Origin of the sequence: Clostridium sp., assembly GCF_047777555.1 — a bacterium.
Lineage (GTDB): Bacteria > Bacillota > Clostridia > Clostridiales > Clostridiaceae > Clostridium_H.
On the sequence record NZ_JBKEEV010000001.1, the window covers coordinates 289,250 to 315,033 of the forward strand.

Annotated in this window: 27 protein-coding genes; 25 read left to right on the forward strand and 2 right to left on the reverse strand. The window is 29.4% G+C overall.

Annotated elements, in window-relative coordinates; genetic code table 11:
* The first annotated feature begins 54 nt into the window (after nt 1-54).
* From ACFWTK_RS01385 to ACFWTK_RS01475, 19 genes are all read left to right on the forward strand, one after another.
* Nucleotides 55-345, forward strand: a complete 291-nt coding sequence (locus ACFWTK_RS01385; protein ID WP_415874366.1) for a hypothetical protein — start codon at nt 55-57, stop codon at nt 343-345.
* A 100-nt stretch (nt 346-445) separates the two neighbouring features.
* Nucleotides 446-832: a flagellar export chaperone FliS gene (fliS, locus tag ACFWTK_RS01390; protein WP_106024055.1), complete on the forward strand. Its 387-nt coding sequence runs from the start codon at nt 446-448 to the stop codon at nt 830-832.
* 83 nt (nt 833-915) lie between these two features.
* The gene (gene fliD, locus ACFWTK_RS01395; protein WP_106024054.1) at nt 916-2,547 is read left to right on the forward strand and encodes a flagellar filament capping protein FliD; all 1,632 of its coding nucleotides are present in this window, start codon (nt 916-918) and stop codon (nt 2,545-2,547) included.
* 26 nt (nt 2,548-2,573) lie between these two features.
* Nucleotides 2,574-2,912 (forward strand): flagellar protein FliT, encoded by a 339-nt coding sequence (locus ACFWTK_RS01400; protein ID WP_106024053.1) that lies wholly within the window; start codon nt 2,574-2,576, stop codon nt 2,910-2,912.
* A 112-nt stretch (nt 2,913-3,024) separates the two neighbouring features.
* The gene (hag, locus tag ACFWTK_RS01405) at nt 3,025-3,858 is read left to right on the forward strand and encodes a flagellin Hag (RefSeq protein WP_415874367.1); all 834 of its coding nucleotides are present in this window, start codon (nt 3,025-3,027) and stop codon (nt 3,856-3,858) included.
* 179 nt (nt 3,859-4,037) lie between these two features.
* The gene (locus ACFWTK_RS01410) at nt 4,038-7,352 is read left to right on the forward strand and encodes a glycosyltransferase (RefSeq protein WP_415874368.1); all 3,315 of its coding nucleotides are present in this window, start codon (nt 4,038-4,040) and stop codon (nt 7,350-7,352) included.
* A 21-nt stretch (nt 7,353-7,373) separates the two neighbouring features.
* Nucleotides 7,374-8,339, forward strand: coding sequence for an NAD-dependent epimerase/dehydratase family protein (locus ACFWTK_RS01415; protein ID WP_415874369.1), 966 nt, complete (start codon nt 7,374-7,376; stop codon nt 8,337-8,339).
* Nucleotides 8,340-8,719: 380 nt separating this feature from the next.
* On the forward strand, nt 8,720-8,947 hold the full coding sequence (locus ACFWTK_RS01420; protein WP_415874686.1) for a hypothetical protein: 228 nt from the start codon (nt 8,720-8,722) through the stop codon (nt 8,945-8,947).
* On the forward strand, nt 8,883-9,020 hold the full coding sequence (locus tag ACFWTK_RS01425; protein WP_415874370.1) for an SPASM domain-containing protein: 138 nt from the start codon (nt 8,883-8,885) through the stop codon (nt 9,018-9,020). Before ACFWTK_RS01420 ends, ACFWTK_RS01425 begins: the two co-directional genes overlap by 65 nt.
* 262 nt (nt 9,021-9,282) lie before the next feature.
* Nucleotides 9,283-10,143, forward strand: coding sequence for an NAD-dependent epimerase/dehydratase family protein (locus ACFWTK_RS01430; RefSeq protein WP_415874371.1), 861 nt, complete (start codon nt 9,283-9,285; stop codon nt 10,141-10,143).
* Nucleotides 10,144-10,156: 13 nt separating this feature from the next.
* Complete coding sequence (locus ACFWTK_RS01435; protein WP_415874372.1) at nt 10,157-10,573, forward strand: acyltransferase; 417 nt, start codon at nt 10,157-10,159, stop codon at nt 10,571-10,573.
* 798 nt (nt 10,574-11,371) lie between these two features.
* Nucleotides 11,372-11,509, forward strand: coding sequence for a hypothetical protein (locus ACFWTK_RS01440; protein ID WP_415874373.1), 138 nt, complete (start codon nt 11,372-11,374; stop codon nt 11,507-11,509).
* Nucleotides 11,510-12,781: 1,272 nt separating this feature from the next.
* On the forward strand, nt 12,782-13,267 hold the full coding sequence (msrA, locus tag ACFWTK_RS01445) for a peptide-methionine (S)-S-oxide reductase MsrA (RefSeq protein WP_415874374.1): 486 nt from the start codon (nt 12,782-12,784) through the stop codon (nt 13,265-13,267).
* 34 nt (nt 13,268-13,301) lie between these two features.
* Nucleotides 13,302-13,634 (forward strand): hypothetical protein, encoded by a 333-nt coding sequence (locus ACFWTK_RS01450; RefSeq protein ID WP_415874375.1) that lies wholly within the window; start codon nt 13,302-13,304, stop codon nt 13,632-13,634.
* Between the two features lie 59 nt (nt 13,635-13,693).
* Nucleotides 13,694-14,515 (forward strand): flagellin, encoded by an 822-nt coding sequence (locus ACFWTK_RS01455; protein ID WP_415874376.1) that lies wholly within the window; start codon nt 13,694-13,696, stop codon nt 14,513-14,515.
* 231 nt (nt 14,516-14,746) lie between these two features.
* Entirely contained in the window at nt 14,747-15,529 is a 783-nt protein-coding gene (locus tag ACFWTK_RS01460) for a cohesin domain-containing protein (RefSeq protein WP_415874377.1), read from the forward strand.
* Between the two features lie 31 nt (nt 15,530-15,560).
* Nucleotides 15,561-16,895, forward strand: coding sequence for an Ig-like domain-containing protein (locus tag ACFWTK_RS01465; RefSeq protein ID WP_415874378.1), 1,335 nt, complete (start codon nt 15,561-15,563; stop codon nt 16,893-16,895).
* 92 nt (nt 16,896-16,987) lie between these two features.
* Nucleotides 16,988-17,296 carry a hypothetical protein gene (locus ACFWTK_RS01470; RefSeq protein WP_415874379.1) on the forward strand — a complete coding sequence of 103 codons (309 nt, stop codon included), beginning with the start codon at nt 16,988-16,990 and terminating at the stop codon, nt 17,294-17,296.
* A 125-nt stretch (nt 17,297-17,421) separates the two neighbouring features.
* Nucleotides 17,422-18,846, forward strand: a complete 1,425-nt coding sequence (locus tag ACFWTK_RS01475) for an Ig-like domain-containing protein (RefSeq protein ID WP_415874380.1) — start codon at nt 17,422-17,424, stop codon at nt 18,844-18,846.
* 50 nt (nt 18,847-18,896) lie between these two features.
* Here ACFWTK_RS01475 and ACFWTK_RS01480 read toward each other — a convergent pair whose 3' ends face one another.
* Nucleotides 18,897-19,982: an Ig-like domain-containing protein gene (locus ACFWTK_RS01480; protein ID WP_415874381.1), complete on the reverse strand. Its 1,086-nt coding sequence runs from the start codon at nt 19,980-19,982 to the stop codon at nt 18,897-18,899.
* A complete protein-coding gene (locus ACFWTK_RS01485) occupies nt 19,930-20,916 on the reverse strand; it encodes an RCC1 domain-containing protein (protein ID WP_415874382.1) in 987 nt (328 codons plus the stop codon). The genes ACFWTK_RS01480 and ACFWTK_RS01485 overlap by 53 nt, the downstream gene beginning before the upstream one ends.
* A 348-nt stretch (nt 20,917-21,264) precedes the next feature.
* Between ACFWTK_RS01485 and flgB the strand changes: the two genes are divergently transcribed.
* The 6 genes from flgB to ACFWTK_RS01515 are packed head-to-tail and all read left to right on the forward strand — an operon-like array spanning nt 21,265 to nt 25,775.
* The gene (gene flgB, locus ACFWTK_RS01490; RefSeq protein WP_415874383.1) at nt 21,265-21,669 is read left to right on the forward strand and encodes a flagellar basal body rod protein FlgB; all 405 of its coding nucleotides are present in this window, start codon (nt 21,265-21,267) and stop codon (nt 21,667-21,669) included.
* Between the two features lies 1 nt (nt 21,670).
* Nucleotides 21,671-22,102, forward strand: a complete 432-nt coding sequence (flgC, locus tag ACFWTK_RS01495; RefSeq protein ID WP_415874384.1) for a flagellar basal body rod protein FlgC — start codon at nt 21,671-21,673, stop codon at nt 22,100-22,102.
* Nucleotides 22,103-22,113: 11 nt separating this feature from the next.
* Nucleotides 22,114-22,434, forward strand: coding sequence for a flagellar hook-basal body complex protein FliE (gene fliE, locus ACFWTK_RS01500; protein WP_415874385.1), 321 nt, complete (start codon nt 22,114-22,116; stop codon nt 22,432-22,434).
* A gap of 17 nt (nt 22,435-22,451) precedes the next feature.
* Entirely contained in the window at nt 22,452-24,017 is a 1,566-nt protein-coding gene (gene fliF, locus ACFWTK_RS01505) for a flagellar basal-body MS-ring/collar protein FliF (protein ID WP_415874386.1), read from the forward strand.
* Between the two features lie 8 nt (nt 24,018-24,025).
* The gene (fliG, locus tag ACFWTK_RS01510; protein ID WP_415874674.1) at nt 24,026-25,039 is read left to right on the forward strand and encodes a flagellar motor switch protein FliG; all 1,014 of its coding nucleotides are present in this window, start codon (nt 24,026-24,028) and stop codon (nt 25,037-25,039) included.
* A complete protein-coding gene (locus ACFWTK_RS01515) occupies nt 25,023-25,775 on the forward strand; it encodes a fliH protein (protein ID WP_415874387.1) in 753 nt (250 codons plus the stop codon). Before fliG ends, ACFWTK_RS01515 begins: the two co-directional genes overlap by 17 nt.
* The last annotated feature ends 9 nt before the right edge of the window (nt 25,776-25,784 follow it).

Below are 25,784 nucleotides of genomic sequence, written 5' to 3' on the forward strand. Positions count from 1 at the left end.
AAATAAGGTATTATGTTCTGTGGACTAGCTTTCTAGTATCTTAAAAAAGGTGGGGTGTTTCTATTGGAGTATAAATTAAACAAAATAGAACCTGAGACTTATAGGATAGTTAATGATGCTACAAGAGAGGGAAAGGTTCATGGAAGTAAAGACTCATCAAAGGTTAATAGGGACAAAAAAGAAAAACAGCAGCAAAACACCAAAAGTTTTAAAAAAGAATTAGCTAAGCAAACTAAAAAAAAGAAAATATCCGTAGATGCAGTTAAAATAAAAAAAATAGATATAGATGCATCAAAGGCAGAAACAAATTCAATTCAAGGAAGGTTTCTAGATACCAAACGATAACCGCATGCAGGTGAGTACTGCATGCTAAAGTTTTCCCAAAATATAACGATAAAAACTATGACTTAACAATATAACAACCTATGCAATGGGAGGTTTTTCAATGTACGCAAGTAATGCATATAATACGTATAAAAATAATAGTATAAACTATGCTTCAAAAGAGCAGCTATTATTAATGCTCGTAGATGGAGCTGTGAAGTTTGCTAAAATAGGTAGACAAGCAATAATTGATAAAGATATCCCTAAAGCACATGCAAACATAGTAAAGGCTCAAGATATATTTTATGAATTGATGGCAACCCTTGATGTTAAACAAGCTGGGAATTGGGGAAATCAGCTAATGAGCATATATGATTTTATAGTAAGAAGACTGACTGATGCTAATATAAAAAAGAGTGTTGAAATAATGAATGAAGTTATTCCTTTAATTGAGGACGTGAGGGATACTTGGAATGATGCGTATAAGGCTTCAAAAGGAATGAGATAAAAAGTAGTTAATAATGAAGAATAAGAACCATAAGTATAAGGTTTTCAATTCTCAATAAAAAAATATAAGTTTGGGGTGATTAAATGAGTAGTATAAGCAGTGTAAGTAGTACTAGCAGCAGTAATAGAATAACAGGTCTTGCTACTGGTATGGATACGGATTCTATGGTAAAGTCTATGCTATCTACTGAACAGTCAAAAATAGATAAGACATATAAAGAGAAGCAAAAATTAGAATGGCAGCAAGAAGCTTATGTAGATATAATAAAGGATTTAAAAGAGTTTCAAGACGACTACTTGAGTATATCTGCTTCTAATGATACTAATATGATGAAAAGTGCATCTTACTCTGGAACCAAAGCTACAAGTGGAGATGAGAATGTTCTTACAGCTACAACATATGCAGGAGCAATAACTGGAGTTTATAAAGTTAAAGTAGATCAAGTAGCAGAAGCTGCTAAAATGCAGAGTAATGCTTTTACCATAAAAGATCCAAATGGAAAAGATATTAATGCTACAACTGCTACAAAGCTTTCAGATTTAGGTATAGAAGCTTCAGAAATAACAATAGAAGTAAAAGGTAAAACTTTTAAAATTGATGTAAATAAAACTGAAGACGAAAATGGAGCTAAAACTGAAACATTAAGCGATTTAATAAATAATTTTAGGAATGCAAAAGCTGATGATAACAGTTCTGACGTATTAGGAAATTATATAACAGTAAATTATAGTGAACTTACAGGAAAGTTAACAATACAAACTCGTGATACGGGTGCAGATGCAAAATTAAGTATTACAGGTACAGCTGCTAACGAATTAGGTATTACAACAGGAGCAGTATATGGACAGAATGCTAAAGTTTATATAAAATCACCAGGAGAGAGTGACTTTACACTAGTAGAAAGGAGCTCTAATAGTTTTACAATTGACAATATTCAATATAATTTAATAGCCATATCAGAAGTCATCGACACTAACCCAATAAATCCTGAAGATGGATTAAAGGAAACTACTATAACAGTAAAAGCTGATGCTACTGAGACTGTGGAAAGATTTAAAAAGTTTGTTGAAAAGTATAATAAATTAGTAGATAAAATAAATGGAAAGTTGACAGAAAAGAAAAATTATAATTATGAACCTCTTACAAAAGCTCAGGAAGAAGAAATGGAAGATGATGATATAGAAAAGTGGAATGAAAAAGCTAAGCAAGGCATATTAAGAGGAGATTTGCAGTTAACAAGTATTTTGAATGGAATGAGAGAAATATTTTATTCCGCAGTAGAAGGAGCTGGAATTAGTATAACAGACATTGGTATATCAACATATCAAGCTACAGATGGAAAACTAAAGATAGATGAAGATAAATTAAAGACAGCTTTAGAAACAAGAGGAGACCAGGTACAAAAATTATTTACTCAAAGTTCTACTGATAAAAATAAAAAAGGAATACTTCAGAAGATAGATGATTTATTAGATACGTATGTAGGAAGTAGCGGTAGTTTAATCCAAAAGGCAGGTTATACAAATACTAGATGGGCAACAAGTAATACTTTATATAAAAATATACAAGCAAAGGAAGAAGCCATACAAGAGCTACAAAATAAGTATTATACAAAGCAGGAAAATTATTATAAAATGTTTGCTAGCCTAGAAACAGCTATGAATCAATTAAATTCTCAAGCAAATTGGCTATATAGCCAATTAGGAATGAGTTAAAATAATTGTAAATGAGTGGTAGTAATATGGAACTAAAGGATGGCTTAAAAGAGTATAAGAACATAACATTAGATATAATTAGCAGCGTAGAAAAAGAAAACTATGATGCATTAGAACAGTTAATGTCTAATAGGCAAAATATAATTAACACAATGGATAAACTAGACTATTCAAAAGAAGAGTTTATAGAAGTATGTAAAGAATTGGATATATTAATGATTGAGCAAAAATTACTAGAACTTATAAAAGAAAAAAGAGCTAGTTTGATAAATAATATGAATAAACTTGTTATTCGTAACAATGCCAATAAAAGCTATAATAAAATATATTCAATAGGTTCCGTTTTTTTTAATAAAAAAATTTAAAAATTTTAATAAAATATATAAAGTAATATAAAATTTAGACGATATAGTAAGTGTAAACAAAATAAAACGGGAAAGGATTCCCGTAAATAAAAATTCAAGGAGGAATTTTATTATGATTATCAACCACAATTTAAATGCTATGAATGCTCACAGAAACATGACATCAAACGTTAATTCAGCAGCAAAAGCAATGGAAAAATTAAGTTCAGGTTTAAGAATAAACAGAGCTGGAGATGACGCTGCAGGATTAGCTATTTCAGAAAAGATGAGAGGACAAATCAGAGGTCTTGACCAAGCTTCAAGAAACTCTCAAGATGGTATTTCCTTAATTCAAACAGCTGAAGGTGCTTTAAATGAAACTCACTCAATTCTTCAAAGAATGAGAGAGCTTGCAGTTCAAGGTGCAAATGACACAAATGTTGGAGAAGATAGAGATCAAATTGGTAAGGAAATTGCTCAGTTACAAGCTGAAATTGATAGAATAGCTGACCAAACTGAGTTCAACACTAAGAAATTATTAAACACTAATACTGAAGCTGCTACTATAGTATTCCAGGTTGGAGCTAATAAAGATCAAATTATACAACTAGATATTGGAAATATGACAGCAGCATCATTAGGTGTAGCAACAGGAAGTGTTATAATTGATAATACAACTAGTGCAACAGCTATATCAAAAGCAATAACTATTATTAATGCTGCAATTAATAAGGTATCTACAGAAAGAGCAAAATTAGGAGCATATCAAAACAGACTTGAACATACTATAAATAATTTAAATACATCATCAGAAAACCTACAAGCAGCAGAATCTAGAATAAGAGATGTTGATATGGCAAAAGAAATGATGAATTATTCTAAGAATAATATTCTTCAACAAGCTGCTCAAGCTATGCTTGCTCAAGCAAATCAACAACCACAAGGAGTTCTTCAGTTATTAAGATAATTAAAAAATTAAATTTTGTTAATAAAAATAGTCGGAGAAAATCTCTGACTATTTTTATTAGTTAAGTAAATAGATTAATAAAAAAGTATAAATGATAAGTATGTGTATAGTCATCTATTTAAGTTTCTATTAAAATTTACGATAATATAAATAATAATATAATTTTGTGAGGTATAGTTATGAAACTTAGTATATGTATGATGGTTAAGGATGAAGAAAAGAACATAAGAAGATGTCTTGAAAATTTAAAACCTATAATTAATACAGGATTAGCAGAACTCATTATAGTAGATACAGGATCACAAGACAATACAGTATTAATAGCTAAAGAGTATACGGATAAAGTTTATTTTCATAAGTGGAATAAAAATTTTTCAGAAATGAGAAATAAGTCAATTTCTTATGCTAAAGGGGAATGGATTTTTATTATAGATGCGGATGAAAGATTAGACGATATTGATAAAATGATAACTCTCCTAAATTCAAATGAGCTAAATAACTTTAATACAGTTTTAGTACAAGTAAAGAATTTATATGATTATAAAGATGAGGATAGATATAATTTAATACTTTCTCCAAGATTATTCAGAAATGACGGAGAATTTAGATATGAAGGAGCAGTTCATAATCAACCAATTTTTAAAGGCCCTAATTTGAGTGTGGATATTGCTTTGACGCATTTTGGATATATTAGTACTGATAAAGAATTGATGGAAAAAAAGTATAAAAGAACCGTTGAATTGCTTAAATATGAATTGAAAAAAGATCCAGAAAATCTATATTACTTATATCAATTGGGTGTAAGTTATGATATGCATGGAGACCATAATGAATCGTTAAAGGAATTTAGAAAAGCGTATAATATATTAAAAAATAAAAATTTAATTAAAGAAAATATATATACCTATATACTTGGCTCACATGCTAGAATAGCATATACAAATGGGGAGTTAAGTGAATCAATAAAAGTTGCTAAAGAAGTTATAAGTGTACAATCTGAATATGTAGATATGTATTATATTATTGCAGTATCAGAAAAGCAGTTAGGAAATAAAAAAGAATCCTTTAAATATTTTAATAAATATATTGATTTAGTTAAAAAATATGATAAGTTAGAAATAGCTAAAGATTTAACAATTATTATGTATCATATGGATAAAAATTCTATCTCAAATGGATATTTTGAAATATTTCAGCATTATCTAAATGAGGAAAAATATCTGGAGGCTTACAAAAATTATAAACATATTACACTTGTAAATCAAAAAATTTATTCAGGTATAAATATATTAATAAAGTTAAAGAAACATGATGAACTTTATGATTTATATATTTCTTTAACAAATAAAAAAGAAAAAGATACATTTTTAGTAACTTTAGAGAGCAAGTTAGATGAAGTAGAATATAATAATAGAGTTGAAATTTACAAACGGTTTAGTTCTGATACAGATATATATGGATTGTTAAATCAATTGAGATTAACCGATGATGTAAATATAAAATCAAACTTAATAAAATTAATATTGCAAAATTTAGACTTAGATAAAGAACCTCTGTTTTATGCAGAAGTACTTAATAATTTTAAAGAAGATATTCCATTTCTTATTAATATATTAACAAAAGTTGAAACATTAAATGTAAGAAAAATACTTCAATATTTAATTGAAAAAGATAAAAGATTTATAAATGCTTTTGAAGAATATGTTTCACAATTAGAGGAAGAAGTAGTATCAGCAGCAGATATAAATGTATTAAGAGTAAATATAGTATTAATGTCTGTTTTACTTTTAATAAATGCTAGAGATAATAGCACAATAAATGATAAATATAAAAATATTTTTGATAAATATATAAAATGTGGAATTAAGTTTATATCTGAACTATATAGAATAGAAAAAGCATCTTTAATTTATAAAAGCGTAAGCAATATGGAAGATAGATTCTTTTTGATTATGTATTTGGTTAATCAAGATTTATTAAATGATAATAAAAAAGCTATAGTAAATCACTTACTAGAAGCTTTAAATACTTATGAAGCAATGGCTAAATATATTGATATTTATAAAAATGATTTGTTATTTAGTGAAAAAGACATAATCGAAGAAAAACAAAAATCACAATTTGATGAATATAAAACTCAAGTTAAATCAAATATTAACACTTTAATAAGTAGTGGAAATTTAGAAGAAGCTAAAGAGTTAATTAAACAATACGAAGATATAGTTCATAATGATATAGAAATTTATTCAATAAAAGCTGTTATAGCTATTATGGAAGAAAAATATTCAGAAGCTGAAAATATATTAAAAAGTGGCTTAAAAAAAGAACCATTTAACCAAGACTTATTATACAACTTGAGTTATTTAATGGATATTACTAAAAAAAATAAAAAATCATTAGAGTGCTTTAGTACTGCAAAATTATTCAACCCAAATAGCAATGTAAAAGTTAATGATATTATATGCGATTTAAAGGCTATTGATAATAACAATTTAAAGGTTATTCATGGAACTATGGAGATCGCTAATCAGATGTGTACGCTAACATCAGGTTTAAAGAGAATAAGAATTGATGCTAAAACATTAAATTACTATCCTAATTATTTAGGATATAAATCTGATTATACTTTAGATATTAGTTCTTTTAATAATGTAAATGAAGCTAATATAGAGACTAAAAAATTAGCAGCTAAAGTAATTTCAGAAAATGATGTGTTTCATTTTCATTTTGGAACTAGCTTAACTTTAGATTATTCTGACTTATCTTTACTCAATGAGCTAGGTAAAAAAGTTTTAATGCATCATTGGGGATCGGATGTGAGAATGTATTCTAAAGCTATACAATTTAATCCATATGTAAAAGTTAAAAATATGGATGAAGATAGCATTAAAAGAAAATTAGAATTTATTTCAAAGCATATATCTCATTGCGTAGTAAGTGACTATGAGTTATACAATTATGTGAAAGATTTCTATTGTAATGTCCATTTGATAAGACAAGCCATAGACTTAGAAAAGTATAAAATTAAGAATTATAAAAATAACAAGTTATTTATTGTTCATGCTCCATCATCACCAGAAATTAAAGGAACAAAATATATTTTAAGTGCTATTGAAGAATTAAAACAAAAATATGATTTTGATTTCAAGCTTATTCAAGGTATGCCTCATGAAGAAGCAAAAAAGATTTATCAAAAAGCGGATATAATAATAGATCAAATATTATGTGGTTCACATGGTTTGTTTGCAATAGAATCCATGGCAATGGGAAAACCAGTAGTTTGTTTCATAAGTGATCATTTAAAGGACACATATCCTAAAGAATTACCAATAATATCAGCAAACCCAGATAACATTAAAGAAAAATTAGAATACGTTATTAATAATAGAGATATGTTAAGCGAAATTGGTAATAAAGGAAGAAAGTATGTAGAAAAATATCACGATATGAATGTAATATCTAAACAGCTGCTAGATTTATATAAATCTATTTAAGGCATAATTAAGGAGGAAAAAATGATTAAAAATAAAAAAGTACTTTTGACTGGTGGAGCAGGATTTATTGGTACAAGAATATGTAATTTATTGTATGAAAATAATGAAATTTTAATTTATGATAACTTAAACAGGAATTCTATTAAAAATACAAATTTATTAGACAAAACTAATGTTAAATTAGTTCAAGGTAATATATTAGATTTTAATTATCTGAAATCAGTCATAGATGGATTCAGGCCTAATATTGTAATTCACTTAGCGGCGGTAGCTGGAATAGATACAGTTATCAAAAATCCTGTGACTACCATGAAGGTGAACATGATTGGTACATACAATATATTAGAAGCGGTAAAGGATTTAAATTTAGATAGATTTATAGATTTTTCAACATCAGAAGTATTTGGATCTTATGCATATAAAGTAGATGAACAACACACTACAAATTTGGCTCCAGTAGGTGAAGCAAGATGGACTTATTCTGTAAGTAAATTAGCTGGAGAACATTTAACACATAGTTACCATAAAGAATATGGGATACCATCTGTTTCAATTAGACCTTTTAATATATATGGACCTGGTCAAGTAGGTGAGGGTGCTATACATCAATTTGTGCTTAGAGCTATAAAAAATGAACAAATGCAAGTACATGGAGATGGCGATCAAATACGTTCTTGGTGTTATATAGATGATTTTGTTGACGGAATAATGTTGTGTCTTACTAAAGAGGAAGCTATAGGAAATTCTTTTAATATAGGAAATCCAAGAGGCACTATTACTATTTCAATGCTTGCACATCTTATAAAAAGAATAGCAGACTCAAAGTCAGAAATTGTATATGTTCCTAAAAATTATATAGATGTAGAGCTTAGAATTCCAAGCATAGAAAAAGCTCAAAGATTGCTAGGTTATGAACCTAAATATGATTTAGCATTGGGATTAGAAAAAACTATTGAGTGGTACAGAAGAAAATCTTTTAATATATAACAAAATGTATATAGTGTTTATTGTGATGAACATAGAAAAAAGATATGAAGTATGGAAATTGGAATGAATGGAGAAAATTATTGAAAATCTTATTGCAAGTCAAGATTATGTACAGTGATGGAAGAAATTGAACCAATATAAATTAAATTTTACATACAGTTATATCAATTAAAAACATAAAATCATTTATTATGCATAATTTAGGAGAACCATTATTAGAATCAAGAATCTTATTCGAGATACAGAAAAAATGGTAATTTGGATAAAGTCATAGCTAATATTGTTAAAATAGCAACAGTAAAAATGTTTAATATTAAAAAACAAATGCTAAGGCAGTTTTATTTAAATATCTTGTACAAGAATTAAATTTAATTTGTAATATGTTAACACAATGTGGTGCCGATGAGTATATATTACAAACTGTAATATTTAGAGATGAAATAGATGAAGATCCACAAAATTGGATACCTGAACAACAAGAGTTAACAAGATATGATACTACAAAATTGCATAATGAGAATAAATTAATGTTTTATAAAGATAATGCTGAACAAGAAAAAATTTGTAGTGGCATATTGGGGAAACATTCCTTCAGTAATAGATTTTAAAGGTAATGTGTATACATGTTGTTATTGTTGTACTAATGAGGAATATACAATGGGAAATATTAATGATCAGTAGTCTTTTGAAGAAATATTGAGATCTAATAAGTATGTAGAGTTTAGAATGAAAGTACTAAAGGATAGATTTAAATATGAAATATGTAACAAGTGATATAGACCAAGTAACCAAATATAATTATGCTAATAAGTTTCTCTGTATTTTATAAAGTTAGATTAGATATGAAGGTTATAAAAAGATGTGCTATATTATAAATTGAAATATGATTTTATTAGAGAATTAGAAAAGCAATCAAATGGTAAAGGAAGGAAACTTTAAACATATGGAAAAAAGGCTTTTGATAACAGGAGGTACAGGCTTTATTGGAAGTAATCTAATTGAACTTTTGGGCAGTACCTATGAGTGCATTAATATAGGAAGAAACAAAAATGAAAAATGTGAAAATATAAAATGGAATTTAAAAGATCCGTTATATAATTTTAATATTCCACAAGTAGATGCAATAATTCATTGTGCATCTATAGTAGGAAATAAAAATATTCCAAAGTCTGAGTATATAGATGTTAACCTAAAATCTACACTGGAGCTTTTAGAGTTATCTGTTAAAAATAATATAAAAAGATTTATTTATATATCTAGTGGTGGAGTATATGGTTATAGTGAAAAAATATTAACTGAAGAAAATAACTGTTATCCTCAAGATATATATAGTATGAGCAAATATTTATCAGAAGAACTTTGTAGATTGTATGAAAACAAAATATCTATAGTAATATTAAGAATGTTTTTTCCATATGGCAATGGACAAAATGGAAGATTAATCAGCTCCTTGATAAATAATATTTTACAAGGTAATAAAATTATTCTAAATAAAAACGGCCTTCCTATAATTAATCCTATACACATAAATGATGTTGTAGAAATAATAAAAGGCATTATTGAGTCTAACTGTAGAGGGGTATTTAATGTATGCGGAAATGAATACTTTTCTGTAGAGGAACTTTGTAGAAAAATTGCTCTATCTATAGGTATAAATAATTTAAAATTAGTACATACAGAAAGCGAAGTAAAAAACCTTATGGGTAGCAATAAAAAAATCTGTGACCTGTTAAATTATAGCATGAAGATTAATATCGAAAAAGGTATTAAAATGTATTTAGATTCGATTTTAAATATGTTTTAAAGGAGTGCTTGAGGTGGGGTATAAGTTATGGAGAAGTGAAGGAAGTGGTATTCCTGATAAAAGTAAATTGAAGGCTTGTGGCGAGAATGTAGTCATTGAAGATGGAGTAAGAATATTTCATCCTGAAAATATAGAAATAGGGGATAATGTTTATATAGGACATGATACAATTTTGAAGGGATATTATAATTCAAAATTAACAATTGGTTCTAATACTTGGATAGGGCAACAATGTTTTATACATGGAGCAGGCGGAGTTACTATAGGTGAAAATGTTGGTATTGGTCCTTGTGTAAAAATACATGCATCAAGACACAAAGAGTTGGGAATAGATATGCCTATTTTATTTTCAGAATTAGAATTTTTACCGATAAAAATAGGTAATGATTGTAACATAGGAATAGGTGCAGTAATATTGCCTGGGGTATAAATTGGTAAAGGTTCTAAAATTGGAGCTAATGCAGTTGTTAATAGGAGTATTTCAGAATATTCAGTAGCAGTTGGCGTTCCTGCTAAAATAATTAAAAAAAGAAAATAAAGATTAAAAGATGTAAAAAGTTACAATAAGTCTTTTGTAAATTAATTTTTGTATGCAGTAAATAATCATAATGTAAAATATTTAAAATATTACTTGATAAGTTAAAGATTTAACACATCTATATTTATTAATTTAAGCTAGATAGAATGAATTAGGCAATATATAAAAGGTTGAATATCATATAAAAACTTATCTATATATATTATTGTTATGAGAATTATGCTGAAAAAGAACTACATGGTTAAAACATGTGGTTCTTTTTTATAAAATTTTCAAAAGAACAAAAGTTTTATTTCATGTAATATTAAAAATTTATCAATAAATTAATATAAAAACTCAATATTTTAATTGTATTTACAAAATCTGATAAAAATGAGAAAGAAAAATAATTACTAACCATAAATTATCTCCTATTAATTCGTATAATGGAAAAAATAATAACGTAAATACATAAAAATCTACGGAAAAGATTTTAACATGGCTATCTAAATATAAATGGAGATAATTCTGTAATGCTCATAATATCCGAAAAAACGAAGGCACAAATTAAAGGATTGCAGCAAGCTAAGATAAATGTTCAGGAGGGAGGTCCTTTTTAAAAACTGTATAAGGTGAATTAGGGAGATATAAAAACAAATTTACATGTAAATTTTAAAAAGTAAAGGAATTAAACTCTCAGTTGTAAGTGATATGTATGAAAAAAATACTCAGCTTAAAAGACCATCTAATATAATTGGTAGAAATTATTTGGATATAAACGGAGATTTTGGTACTCAATTAGATGCTTTTGCAGATAAGATAAATAGATGCTGGAGTGGAATATACTAACTGTTAATCTACAAGTTGGTACGAATTCTAAAGAAGTATTTAAAGTGAAGTTATATTTTTGGAGAAGAACTAAGTATAATTCTGATGTAAATGCATTAGAATGAGAAAGTTTCTGTTCAAAGATATAAATGATAATTTTGAAAACTTTTATCATTTGATCTTATTTGATAGCTCTACAATGGGTTTGGGATTAGATTCTAAGTTGAATTTAACTTCTTTTTTTTCTAAAATTGAATCGATATAAACATGGCAACGGCTGATATGACAGTCAGTTATGGATGGATATTGCATTAGTGAGACAGCAATCAATGTATGTTGGTATCAGCACGTCAAAATACTGATAATCTAAATATGATCTTTTATAGATCATAGCGTTACTATAGTTTGAATAATTGCATAATGATAAATCTGGTGCTAGAATTAGACAGGATTAAGTATAGGTAACAATTGTACGAATCAAAGGTTAAATATGCAGCAAGTATTGGCAGCTGATGAAACTTGCTATGAATAGATGAAGAGGCACTACTTATAAATGAAACGTTACAAATGTAGCTTTAGATTCAAATAGAGGACAACACCTAGATGTAAGACCATAAATAAAGTTTATAAGCAGAGCAAAAAATGTAGAACTTAGATTGTTCAAAAACCATATGTAAAATTTGCATGATGGTATTTATAGCCTAAATAATTTTATACAATATGACCATGGTACTATATTTTTCTTATTATTGATTGAAGTTGTAAGCATGCGCTTTTCGAAAACTTTTTTAATACTACGCATTCAGTAATATTAAGGTTTATTAGGTTCTTTTGGATTAGTAAAACTTCTCTCAATTTTTTCTTCTTTATTATGTGTTGTGGAAAAGTCTAGAAACTAGCCATAAATATGCTTACCTTAGTTTCTTTTATCAGCTTTTGATTTGATCTTATATCGAATAAGTAACCTAGTTGTGCAGAATTATTTTTTAAGTATAACAATAAAATTCACAGATAAAGTTCTTAATTATAGAGTTTTATTAAAGAAATAATTTAAAACTTTTTTGCCATTATATAATATTTGAATGCTTTGGTTTTAAAGAAGAAGCTTTAGACTACTATGAAATTATATCAGCAGTCGAAACTAGGATTGCTGAATTTTTTATAGCTTATTGGGGTTTAATTCTTTTCGCGAATTTACGATAAATATATGTAAAGAATATTTAATAGCCATATAAGATAAAGCCTATTATTGAAAACAAAGAGTAGCAAAATATAAGAATCGGAGGCAACAGTATGAAGAAAATAGTTTTAGCCGGTGGATGTTTTTGGGGGGTAGAAGCTTATTTTAATACAATAGAAGGAGTTGTGAACACTAAGGTTGGATATGCTAATGGAAATACTGAAAATCCTACCTATGAAGAGGTATGTAAAAACAAAACTGGCTTTGCAGAAGCGTGTTACATAGAATATGATGAGAATATAGTTACTTTAGAGAAAATACTTGATGCCTACTGGAAAGTAGTAGACCCAACAATAAAAGATAGACAAGGACATGATATTGGAACACAATACAGAACAGGAATATATTACTTAGATGAAGATGATCTGAAAATAATATTAAAATCAAAAGATATGGAACAAGAAAAGTATGATAGTCCTATTGTAACAGAAATAGAACATTTAAAAAACTTCTATGATGCTGAGGAATATCATCAAAAATATTTAGATAAAAATCCAAATGGTTATTGTCATATTCCAAGGGAATTGCTTAAAAGATAAATGAATTAAGTATTAAGCATAGGGGGAAGGTTCAGTGGCAGAAAAGAAAATTGAAGTATCTCTTAAAAACATGAACAACTTAATTAATGAATTAATTAAAATAAAGTTTTCTTGTTATGATGATAATATAAGAAGTAGTATTGAAAGCCTTATAGAGTTTATAAATGTAGATATTCTAAATAATAAGGATATAAAAGAAAGGCTATTGGATCAAATATATGATAAAATGGTTGAAATGAAAACAATAAACGAGGATTTAAATGCTAGCCTTTATATTTTATATCAAGAATTGAAAAATGATAGAATATCCATACAGGAAGCTGTAGACAGGTTTGAAGTAATCTTAAAAACTAATGAGTATATGTAAAGAAAAGCTAAAAACATTCGATAATAAACATTATATTATTATATTACGGAGTTGATAACATGAGATTAATGCATAATCTAAATTCTCTTAATATCTATAAGGAACAAATTAAAGTAATGTCGAGGCAAAGTGCAGCCTTAAGCAGAATATCCTCAGGTTATAAAATCAATAGTGCAAAGGAAAATCCTAATGCTATTGCAAGCAGCGAGAAAATGAGAATTCAAATAAGAGGGCTTCAAATGGCTCAAAGGAACGCTCAAGATGGAGTTAGTATGCTTCAGACTGCCGATGGAGCCTTAGATAATATTACTTCTATGCTCCAAAGAATAAGAGAGCTTACAGTTCAAGCAGGAAATGATTCAGCTACAATAGAAGATAAAAAAGTAATTCAAGAAGAAATAAATAATCTAAAACAAGGTATAGGGGATATTATAAAAAATACACAATTTAATGGTGTAGAACTTTTAAAAGGTAATAAAATACTAAAGATGCCAATAGGAGCAAATGTAGGTGAAAGTGTGGAAATTTCTATTTCTGATTTAAGTCCAGATAAGATTGGACTAGATATCATAGATGTAACTACAAATACTATTGATGACAATCTTGATAAAATAGATAAGATCCTGGATACAGTTATTTCTAAAAGAAGTAAATATGGTGCCCTATTAAATAGGTTTGAAAGTACATATGATAAAACAGGAGAAATTCATGATACCATAGTTGGAGCAGAAAGTCAGATAAGGGATGCTGATGTAGCAGAAGAAATTATGAACTTTTCAAGAGACAACATATTAATAGAAGCAGGAAATGCTATGATGGTTCAATCAAATAAGTTTCCACAAGAGATTTTAAGAATACTAGAAAATGTAAAAGCAAAGTAAAAATTCTTAAGCCTCACGTAGAGTATTTCTTTTACGTAAGGCTATTTTTGTTTTAAAACTTAAAATAGTATAAATGCAAAACTAAGAGTTAAAAGGGATACATACCTATAAAGTTTTTATCATGTAAAACGATAAAAATTTTATAGGTTAATTTTTTTATCTAATGATAAAAAATCTAAAGGAGGGATATTTAACAATTAAATTATAAGAAAGGTAGTGTGCAGAGATATTATGAAGAAACATAAGACTTTAGGATTTATAATTGCTCTACTGATGTGCTTCAACGTATTTACATTTATGAATGTAGAAGCGACAGAAGCGAATCATACCGTTGTAATGCTTAATTCTGTATATGAAGAGAGTAAGGGAAAATATGTTACTATTAACGTATATGTTAGTAACCCTTCTAATATGGCATCAGGAATTATGGAACTTGAATATGACCCTGCCTTTATCAAAGCAAAAGACGTGGGAAAAGGTGAATTATTAAGTTCTGCTAAACTCGTTGAAAATTTGAAAGATGCAAAAAACGGAAAGATAAAAATCGCTTGGGCAACTGAAGAAGGAATTTCAGAGAATGGTGTATTATTTACAATAAAATTTAGAACTCTTCAGGCTGTACAGGCAGCACCTATTAAAATTAGCTATCTAAGTATGTATGATGATAGTTATAATGAAATTTCTTCAAGAAAAGTTGACGGGAGAATTGGTGTATTTAAAGGAGGAACTAAAAATCCTGTAACTGTAAACAATGTTAAGAAAGATTTTAAAATTAATTTTAGTCTTCCTGTAGACAAAGATACTATAAACAATCAAAGTATTACAGTGATTGATAGTAAAGGTAAAGCTATTGCTGTAGACTTTTCTTTTGAAAATGGTAATAAGACTGTTGTGGTTTCACCTAAATTAGAATATATAAAAGGCAAATATACTCTGACTGTAACTGAGCAGATTTTATCACAAGGAGGAAAACAATTAAGGTTTCCTGCAAAGGTAGATTTTGAAATAAAATAGGATTATAAAAGGAAGGAGGTATTAAGAATAAATGAAATATAAAAAAATTATGACTTTTATGCTTTGTTCAGCTTTACTTTTCCTTGGAGGAAACAAGCTTGCTTATGCAGATGATACTGTTGAAAAGGATGAATTAGCTCCATTAAAAATAATGCGACATCTTAAAGGGGTAGATAAAATTACAAGATCTAGTGATATAGAAGATTTAGATATAGACCTAGATGGAGAACTTACAGACAATGATGTTGATTTATGGATGGAATATCTTACAGGAGCGAGAACAGATCTTTTAGCTATAGAAGATAAAGAACTGCCATCTGCAGCATTAAATTCACTTTATAGTGTTAAGCTAAAAGCAATAAGAGGAACAGAACCATATAAATGGACAAAAGTAAAAGGAAGTCTTCCTACTGGAATGAAATTAAACTCTAGTACAGGAGAAATTACTGGTACACCAACTAAAGAAGGTACTAGTACTTTTACAATAAAGGTTACAGATGGTGAGAAATATACCTATCAAAGAGAGTTTAAGATATCTGTAGTAGATACAGATATTAAGTCAGTAACAAAACCAAGTCCAGTTACTGTACAAAAAGGAAAAACTCCTGATTTACCATCTAAAGTTACAGTTATATATAAAGATAATTCAACTGGAAAAGAAAATGTAGATTGGGAAGATGTTGATACAAGTACATTAGGGAAAAAGGTTGTAAGTGGCAAAGTAGGAACTAGTGGTATATCAGTTACTATGGAAGTTATTGTTGTAGGACAGGGAACTAATGATGATAAACAAATTGATTCTATTGAAACTGTTAATCCAATAAAAGTGCTAATTAATGAAACACCAGAATTACCTTCTAGTATAGCGGTAACTTATAAAGATGGTTCTGTTAAAATGGAAGAAGTAATTTGGGATTCTGTAAATACAAAAACTTTAGGCACAAAGGATGTAAAAGGAACTTTAAAAAACCTTGACATATCTATAGAAACTCAAATTATTGTTGTGGAAGAATTGTCAGATACTGATGAGAATGTAGATCCAATACAGAAGATAGAGGTTAATTATGTAGGTATACTAGACTTACATTCCATTGTAGTTGAAGCTGATCCAGAAGTATATGCAGTTAATATAGAAGCTTCTGTTTATAATTCAAAAAACAAATTGGTAAAAACTACTATACCAATGCATTATGATCCACCTGTAAACTATGGAAGTGATGGGGAACCTACTTTCTCAACAGAAACTAGATTTACTTTAGCAACTCCAAGATTAATACCAGGCTCTGAGATTACTATTGTATCCTATGATAAATTTAATAATGAGATTGCAAGAAAAACTTACAAGCTAGATACTTCAAATGAATAAGGGAGGGACAAAGATTGAAAAATAAATATTCATTCATACCAAAAACTATTTTTTTCCTGGCATTTGCTTTGATTTTGTCAAGTACAGTTTTTATGAATAAAGCTTTTGCTGCAACAGACACTAGGGTTGATAAATTAAAGTATAAATTTACGAGTATAACATCTACATCATTTACTATGGATGTTACTGAAGATTCAGATACAGCTAATCAATTTAATGGAAATGTACATTATCTAGTATGGGATAATGGTAATGGGAAATATGGAACACTTGAAGATGTTGTTGCGAAGTTAGAAACGGATAGTAAAGATACTATAAAATATCCAGAATTGGCAGAATTAAATGGTAAATCACAAGATCAGTGTAGAAGAGGAAGTTATTTTAAATCCGCAAGAATATAACTGCTACTAAAAGTTATGTTTCTAAAGGTTCAAAAAAAATAACAGGAACTCTTGCTGCCAGTATATCAGCTTCAAATCTTAATATAAATCATCAATATTCAGTTTATATCGTATGGTGGAGATAGGTGGACAACTATTACGAGTTTGATAATTTAAATGGAATTAGGTTTAATACAGATCCATTTCCTAAAGTTACTGAATTCGAAATAGGAGATTCAGGAGAACATATAGATAAGAATGATCCTCTATCTGTTGTAAGAGGAGTTACATCAAATAGAGAAGGAGAGTTAAAATATTATGATTTTGATTCTGATGCAAAATTGGTTAATGAAGGGGAAGGCATACGTCTTTTAGAAATGTCAACAAGGGAAGATTTTATAGATGAATGCGAAATAGAAAATAAGACTTTAACCATTTATTATAGACCTTTAAGAGAAAATCAGCAGTATGTTCTTATAGTAGATGGAAATGAAATAATGAGAGATAATTCAGGTGTTCCAGGGATTTTTAATGTTACTTCGCAGCCAGGACTTTCTAGTGTAGCTTTTTATACTGAAAAAAGGCCTACAGTAGTAAATGCATTTTTTAATCCTGGTAATGATAATGTAAACTTTGAGAGCTCGCCTTTTTATATGGCAAACACAAATCCTATATATCAAATTCCGGATTTAATTGGAGTAAATAAAATCGGTGTTGGAGTAAACCAAGCTCTTGTACTATCTTTTGACGATAGGATAGAAGCGGCAGCTGACATATTAAGCAAAATAAGTATAGATAGAAGTCCATATCATTCAGATTTAAGATATAATGTTGAAGTAAGTGAAAATGGAATGGATTTACTAATTACTTTTGATACAGATCATCCTGATAGAATGTTAAACTTTAATACAAAATATACTGTAACTATAGGATCAGGAGCCATTAAGGATATATATGGAGGAGAACATTCTGAAAATGAAGAAATAAAAATAATATTTAAAACTGTAGATGGTTTTAACAATGCCTTTTTACAGTCTTCAGCTCAGGATTTAAACAACGGAATATTTAGGGACTACAGCACTCACAATATAGCAGTGAAGGTTCCTAAAGTTTATATAAAACAGCTTGAAACTATACATTATAGAAATGGTTTAGTACCAGACGAGCAGGTTGCTCCTAACTTAACAAATATAGATATTGAAGCTGATGAGGATGTATATTATATGAAGATTGTAACCAATAGAGGAATAAGGCCTAAGGTTTATAGAGGTGCTAATGATAAGTTCTCTGTGGCTTTTGCTGGATTAAATGCAGACATATCTACAATAGAGGTATATGCATATGATTCCTATGGTAAAATACTTGAAAGAAGATCTTTTAAGCTTCAAGGAGCACCTGGTGCTGAATTTAAGAGTGATTATGTTCCGGAAATATCACCTATATTTGGTACAACAATATCATTTTATGATTTGATGAAGGATCCTACTTCACTGCAGCAGATTATAGAACAAATACCATTAAGTGAGCTTGATAGAATAGGTGTATTTTACCCTTACTTCTCAACCATATAATCTTGTAAAATAACTAAAAGTAAAAGAAAGCTGGCTAGAAAATTCTCTAGCTAGTTTTCTTTTACTTTAAATTCTATCTTCATTCTTTGTTTTAAGAAAGTTTTATTCTTTTTAGATTGTAAATCATTATCTATATATAAATAGTAAGTTCTGCCTTTTACATATGTGCTCTTAGGAATTATTAGAACAGAGCTGGCAGTTATATCAGAATTTATACTAGAAATATTATTGGATTCATCTACAAAGTATAATTCTGTATCTATTTTGTTACCATATTCATCTTTAATATATATATTTTCTTTTGTTACAGTTTTATAATAAAGAGGAAGGCTGAAATTAATTTTCCAATTTTTATTTATATCCACTGGATATAACATTTTAATTGTTTTCCATTCTGACAGCCCCTCGTCTGTAACTGTTACATCTACTGTATCTTTATAATTACCATCTTTGGTTTTTGCAGTTATAACAGCTTTTCCAGGAGAAACAGCTCTTACTACTCCTTTTGAGTCCACACTAACTACATTAGGATTACTAGATGACCATATGATCTCCTTGTTATCTGCATTAGAAGGATATATGGTAGCATGTATAGTATCTGTATCAAAATTAGTTTTATTCAATATAAGAGTGATTGAACTTTTACTAAGACTAATGCCGCTAACAGGAACAGGAACAGTTACTTCACAGGAGCTTGTATATCCTCCGTCTAAAGTTTTAACTGTAATTGTTGCAGTTCCAGGAGAATGTGCAGTTACCTTTCCGGTATCATCCACGCTTGCTATATAACTCTTAGAAGAACTCCAAACTACATCCGTATTTGAAGCGTTGCGAGGAGTTATAGTGGCGAAGAGTCTATAAGAGGAACCTACGGATACAGTTATTTTCTTTTCATTTAGTGAAATACCTTTTACAGCAGTTAAGTCTAATAAAACTGGCGTTGTACGATTTTCCGTGGTTTCATCTCCAAGCTGGCCATATTTATTTAATCCCCAAGAAAAGAAATTTCCGTTTTTATCTAAGGCTAAATTAAATGAGTTTCCAGCACATATACTATCTATATTGTTAGATATGGCTACTAATTTAGGAGTGCTGCTGTCCTCTCTTAGTACCATTTCCAAGTTGTCCTGATCCATTTAATCCCCAAGCCCAAAGACTGCCATCTCTTTTTAGTGCTAAGTTATGATCATTTCCAGCAGATATTCTTATTACATTATCCAATCCTTCTACTTTTACCGGATTTGAAGTTGAGCTATCTAAATCATTAAAAGGATTAAATCCCCAGGTCCATACAGAACCATCAAACATTAGTGCTATGCAATGATATTTTCCTGCAGATATATAAGCTGGAACCAGATTATTTCCATCATTATCTTTTGGAAGGGTTAATGCCCTAGGTATCTTGATGCTGGAAAACAATTCACCAAGCTGGCCACCCCAATTTTCGCCCCAGAACCATATGGTACCATCTGAATCTAAGGCTAAATTATGCTTACTATTTGCAGAAATTGCTACAATATTTTTTAATCCATAAACTTGCACTGGAGAGTCGGAATTTTTAGTTGAATTGTTTCCAAGCTGTCCTGAATCGTTTTGTCCCCATGCCCAAACTGTACCATCATCTTTAAGTGCTATGGTGTGGGAATAACCGGCTGAAACAGCCTTTACTTTTGATATAGAATGAATTTTTCTAGGAGTATTTCTATTTTTTTGGCTTCCATCTCCCAGCTGACCATACATGTTCCAACCCCATGTCCACAGATTTCCATCGTCGCTTAAAGCTATACTATGGAAAGCACCAGCTGCAATTGAAATAATATCTTCATCTCCAAAGGTATCTTCAACAGTCATAGGTTTCAAACTATCTATTTCTGTAGAATTGCCAAGTTGACCAAAGTTGTTTGAACCCCAAGAGTAAATAGTACCGTTTGAATTTAAAATTAGAGAATGATTTTCTCCAGCAGCAAGCTTCACTTTTCTTTCAGTGACTCCATAAGCCTTGAGATCAAATAATAGAGTAAAGGCTGTAAGAAAAAGAAATGCAAAAGATATTTTTTTTAATTTTTGCAATTATATACCTCCTTATATATTTTTTATTTATTATATTTTTATCGTCTAAGTTTAAATGATATTTATAGTTGTGATTAAAAAAGAGAGTTTTAATTACAATTTAAATCTATATAAAAAAATAATTAAAAGTTCTTTAAAATAATAGAAAAATATTGTATAATAAATATTAATAAAGTATTAAATTTAATAATAAAGTATTAATTGGTAACATATATGGTAGTATATATAGAAAAAAGTTGTGGAAGATATGGCAAACTTATGATATAAATAACATATGAGGTAGTATTAAAAAGAATTTACATATATTATGTTGAATAATACGTAAATAGAAAAAAGGGAGATGGTGCAATGAAAATGGTGGGCTTATCAGAAAGTGAAAAGACTTACGACTTGATAAAAAAATCCCTTGATGCATCTGTTGCTAGGGGACAGGTAATAGCTAACAACATAGCAAATGTTAATACTAAAGGATATAAAAGGCATTACGTTACATTTGAAGAAACTCTTCAAGATGCTAAAAGTGATGTAGATCTTAAAACTACTGATAAAAGACATATAAGTTATGATGAAGAATACGGCGAAATTAGTGTTAAACGAGATGAATCAAATAGTATGAGAATGGATGGAAACAATGTAGATATAGATAATGAAATGACAAATTTAGCTGCTAATAATTTAAAGTATAATGCTTTAATTACAGAGCTAAATTCTAGATTGTCTCTTAAAAGATTTGTCATAAATGGAGGAAAGTAGTATGAGCGCTTTTAGTTCTATTAGAATAAGTTCTAGTGGTCTTTCGGCAGAAAGATTGAGAATGGACACTATAGCATCAAATATTGCCAATGTTTCTACTACAAGGGGAGAAAATGGACAACCTTATAGAAGAAAAGTTGCAGTTTTTGAGGAAAATTTGAAACAGGAATTAAATAAGAATACAAATACATATGAAAATAAGCTTAACGGAGTAAAAGCAGTAGGCATTATAGAAGATAATTCTGAGTTGAGAAGGGTGTATGATCCAACCCATCCTGATGCAGATGAAGAAGGCTATGTTTTAATGCCTAATGTAAATATTTTAAATGAAATGGCAGATATGATAGCGGCTACTCGTGCTTATGAAGCTAATGTAACTGCTATAAATTCAGAAAAAAGTATGTTTGTGAAAGCATTAGAAATAGGTAGATAGGGGAAATGTATATGAAAATCAATGATTTTATACCAAATACTAAAATTTATTCAAATCTTGGATTTCAAGAAGTTAATAATGGAAATACAGAAGATGCAGGAGAAACTGTTACTTCAAGCTTTGTAGAAACATTAAAGAATAAACTTGAAGAAGTAAATGAGAAACAGCTAGAAGCAGAGAAAACAACAGAAGAATTTATAAAAGGCGAAGATGTTGATGTACATGAAGTTATGATAAAGACGGAAGAAGCTAAACTTTCTCTTCAACTAGCAGTACAGGTAAGAAATAAATTGTTGGAGGCTTATCAGGAGATAAATAGAATGCAGGTGTAGTTAGGAGTGCTAGATAAATGAACAGAATAAAGGAAAGTTTTAATAAACTTGTTGGGAAGTTTAAAGAGCTGAGTAAAGGAAAGAAAATAGCCTTTGGTATCCTTTTTTTAGGTTTAATTTCAGCCCTTATATACATAATCATATATTTAAATACGACTAAATATGCGGTTTTATATAGTGATATAGATCCCAATGATGCACAAATTGTGCTTAGTAAACTAAATGAAAAGAAAATCGAATACGTAGTGGACAACAATACAATAAAGGTTCCAGAAGAAAATGTTTCTGAACTTAGACTTGAACTAGCACCTCAGCTTACAGATGGCAGTAAGGGATATGAACTTTTAGAAGATACTAGTGCTTTTGGTATGACCGATAAGGAGAGAAATTTAAAGTATAAGATGGCCCTTGAAGGTGAGCTTGCTAAAACTATTAAATCTTTTCCAGAAGTTAAACAAGCTACTGTATTTTTAGTTATGCAAGAAGACAGCAATTTTCTAAAGGAAGCAGAACCTGCTCAAGCGTCTGTAAGATTAGAAGTTGAACAAGGTAAAAATATAACGAAAGATCAGGTTCAAGCTATAGTTTCTCTCTTGACTGGAAGTGTGAAAAATTTAAAGAAGGAAAATGTAAAAGTTATTGGGGTAATTAACGGAAAAACTTCCGATCTTAGTGAAGAATTATTGGACGATGAAAATACTGATATTGAATCTGCAACAAGTAAACAGCAGCAATATGAAAAGAATCTAGAAAAAGAGTATGAAAAGAAGATACTTACGTTGTTATCACCTAAATATGGTAGTGGAGTTAAGGCAACTGTGGATGTAGATGCTGATTTTGATGCCTCTCAAAAGACTTCAACTGTATATGATCCTAATAATGTTGTTAGAAGTGAACAAACTGAAAAGAGCACAAATACTACAGCTGGTGGTAATACTAGTTCTGGTCCTGTAGATAACAATCTTTCTAATACATATACTGATGCTAATGGGAACACTGTAGAATCAAGTCAGGAAAAGCAGACTAAAAATTATGAAGTAGGTAAAATAGAGGAGAAAGTTGTAGCAGCTCCAGGAAAGGTAAAAAGGGTTTCAGCCTCTGTAACTGTTAATGACGAAAATCTAACCGATATGGAAAAGTCAAAAATAAATAGTTTAGTTTCTGCTGCTATATCTTATGATCAGAGTAGAGGAGATATTATAAGTATAGAAGGAATGAAATTTAATAATGATGCTGATGCTATGGCTCAGGAAGAAGCGGCAAGATTAGCTGCTGAAGAGAAAGCTAAGAAAAAGTCTCTTATGTATAAGTGTATTGGGGGAGGAGCTGCAGCAATAGTATTGCTTCTAATAATCCTAATATCTTTAAGAAAAGCTAGAAAGGCAAAGATGGAAGAAGAGACACAAGGAATAGATATGCTTATAGATGATAATATTACTCCAAAAGAACCACTTCCTCCAATGAACTTTGAAGAAGAGAATGAGAAAACACATATTGAAAAGGAGATTAAAAGATATGCAACTGAGAAGCCAGAGCAGGTTGCAGAAATTATTAAATCATGGATGACAGAGGATGAGAGGTGATGACAAGAATGGCAAAAGAAAACAAACTGACAGGAGTTCAAAAAGCAGCCATTCTATTTATAACCCTAGGTCCAGAAGTTGCTTCGGGTATTATTAAAAGAATGACGGATTCGGAAATACAAAAAATAACTTATGAAATAGCAAATATTACATCGGTAAAACAAGAACAAAGAGCTGAAATATTACGTGAATTTGTAGAAATGAATAAAGCAAAGGACTACATATTAGAAGGAGGTTTTGAATATGCCAAAACCCTCCTTGGAAAAGCTCTTGGAAGTCAAAGGGCAGAGGAAATTTTAGAAAAAGTAAGTGAAGCTACTCAGCAATATAGACCTTTTGCAATTGCAAGAAAAGCAGATGCTCATCAACTTTTAAATGTAATATCTAATGAACATCCTCAGACTATAGCGCTGATACTATGCTATCTTCAGCCAGATAAAGCTGGACAGATTATAGGAGAGTTACCAGAGGATATACAAACAGAAGTAGCTTTTAGGATAGCGTCTATGGATAATACGTCGCCTATGGTTATAAAGGAGATAGAAAAGGTACTAAACAGTAAGTTATCCTCTGTAGTAAGAACAGATATGACGACTATTGGCGGAGTAGACACTCTTGTTGATATATTAAATCAAGTTGATAGAACTACTGAAAAGAATATTACAGAGGGCTTAGAGAGAGAAGACCCAGATCTAGCAGAAAAAATCAAACAATCTATGTTTGTATTTGATGACATTATTACTTTAGACGATGTTTCAATACAGAGAGTATTAAGAGAAGTAGAATCAAAAGATCTTGCTCTTGCATTAAAAGGATGTTCGGAAGAAGTTGCTAATTGTATATTTAGAAATCAATCTAAGAGGGCTGCAGCTTCTTTGAAAGAAGATATAGAATTCTTGGGACCTGTAAGGCTTATGGATGTTGAAAAAGCTCAGCAGAAGATTGTTAGCATCATAAGAAGACTTGAAGATGCAGGTGAGATAATCCTATCGAGAGGTGGAGAAGATGCTATCATCCTATAAGGTTATAAAAAACCAGAGCATTATAGAAAAAGGAAAAAAAGAGATAAATACAGAATATGTAATTGAAAAAAATAAAGAATTAGGAGAAAAGAATGCTAAGGATTTTATAGAAAGCTATGAAGTTTTAGCAAGGACAATGCTAGAAAATGCAAGAAGGCAAAGTGATGAAATTTTAGCTTCTGCTTATAGTGATGCTCAGAGAATTGGACAAGAGGCTTATGAAAAAGGTTATAGTGAAGGAGAGATTTCTGGGCGTGAAGAGGGAATTGCAAAAGCAAACACTTATTACGAAGAAGTAAAAGATAGAACAGAGAAGGAATGTGAAGTCCTAAAAAAAAATGCTGATAAAATTTTATATTCCGCAAAGCAGGAATACATAAGATACATGAAGGAAAAGCAAGAAGAGATAAAAAGATTAATAATATCAATTACTGAAGGTATATTGAAAAGAGAGATTAAAGATAAAGATGGAATAACAAGTATGGTTTTAGATGCTGTGGAAGCAATTGTAAAATCTAAAACAATAATAGTAAGGTGTAACAGTATTTACATAGAAGATTTAAAAGAAAAATTAGAGGTATGGAAAAATCGAAGCGTATTTAGAGGAGAAGTCTTCGTAGTACCAGATGATAATTTAGAAGAAGGAAATGCAGAAATTCAAAGGGAAAATGGCAAAATTGTAGTAAGCGTAACAGAGGCAATTAAAAAGGTTAAGGAAATCATAGAAACAAGCTAGAAGAGAAAG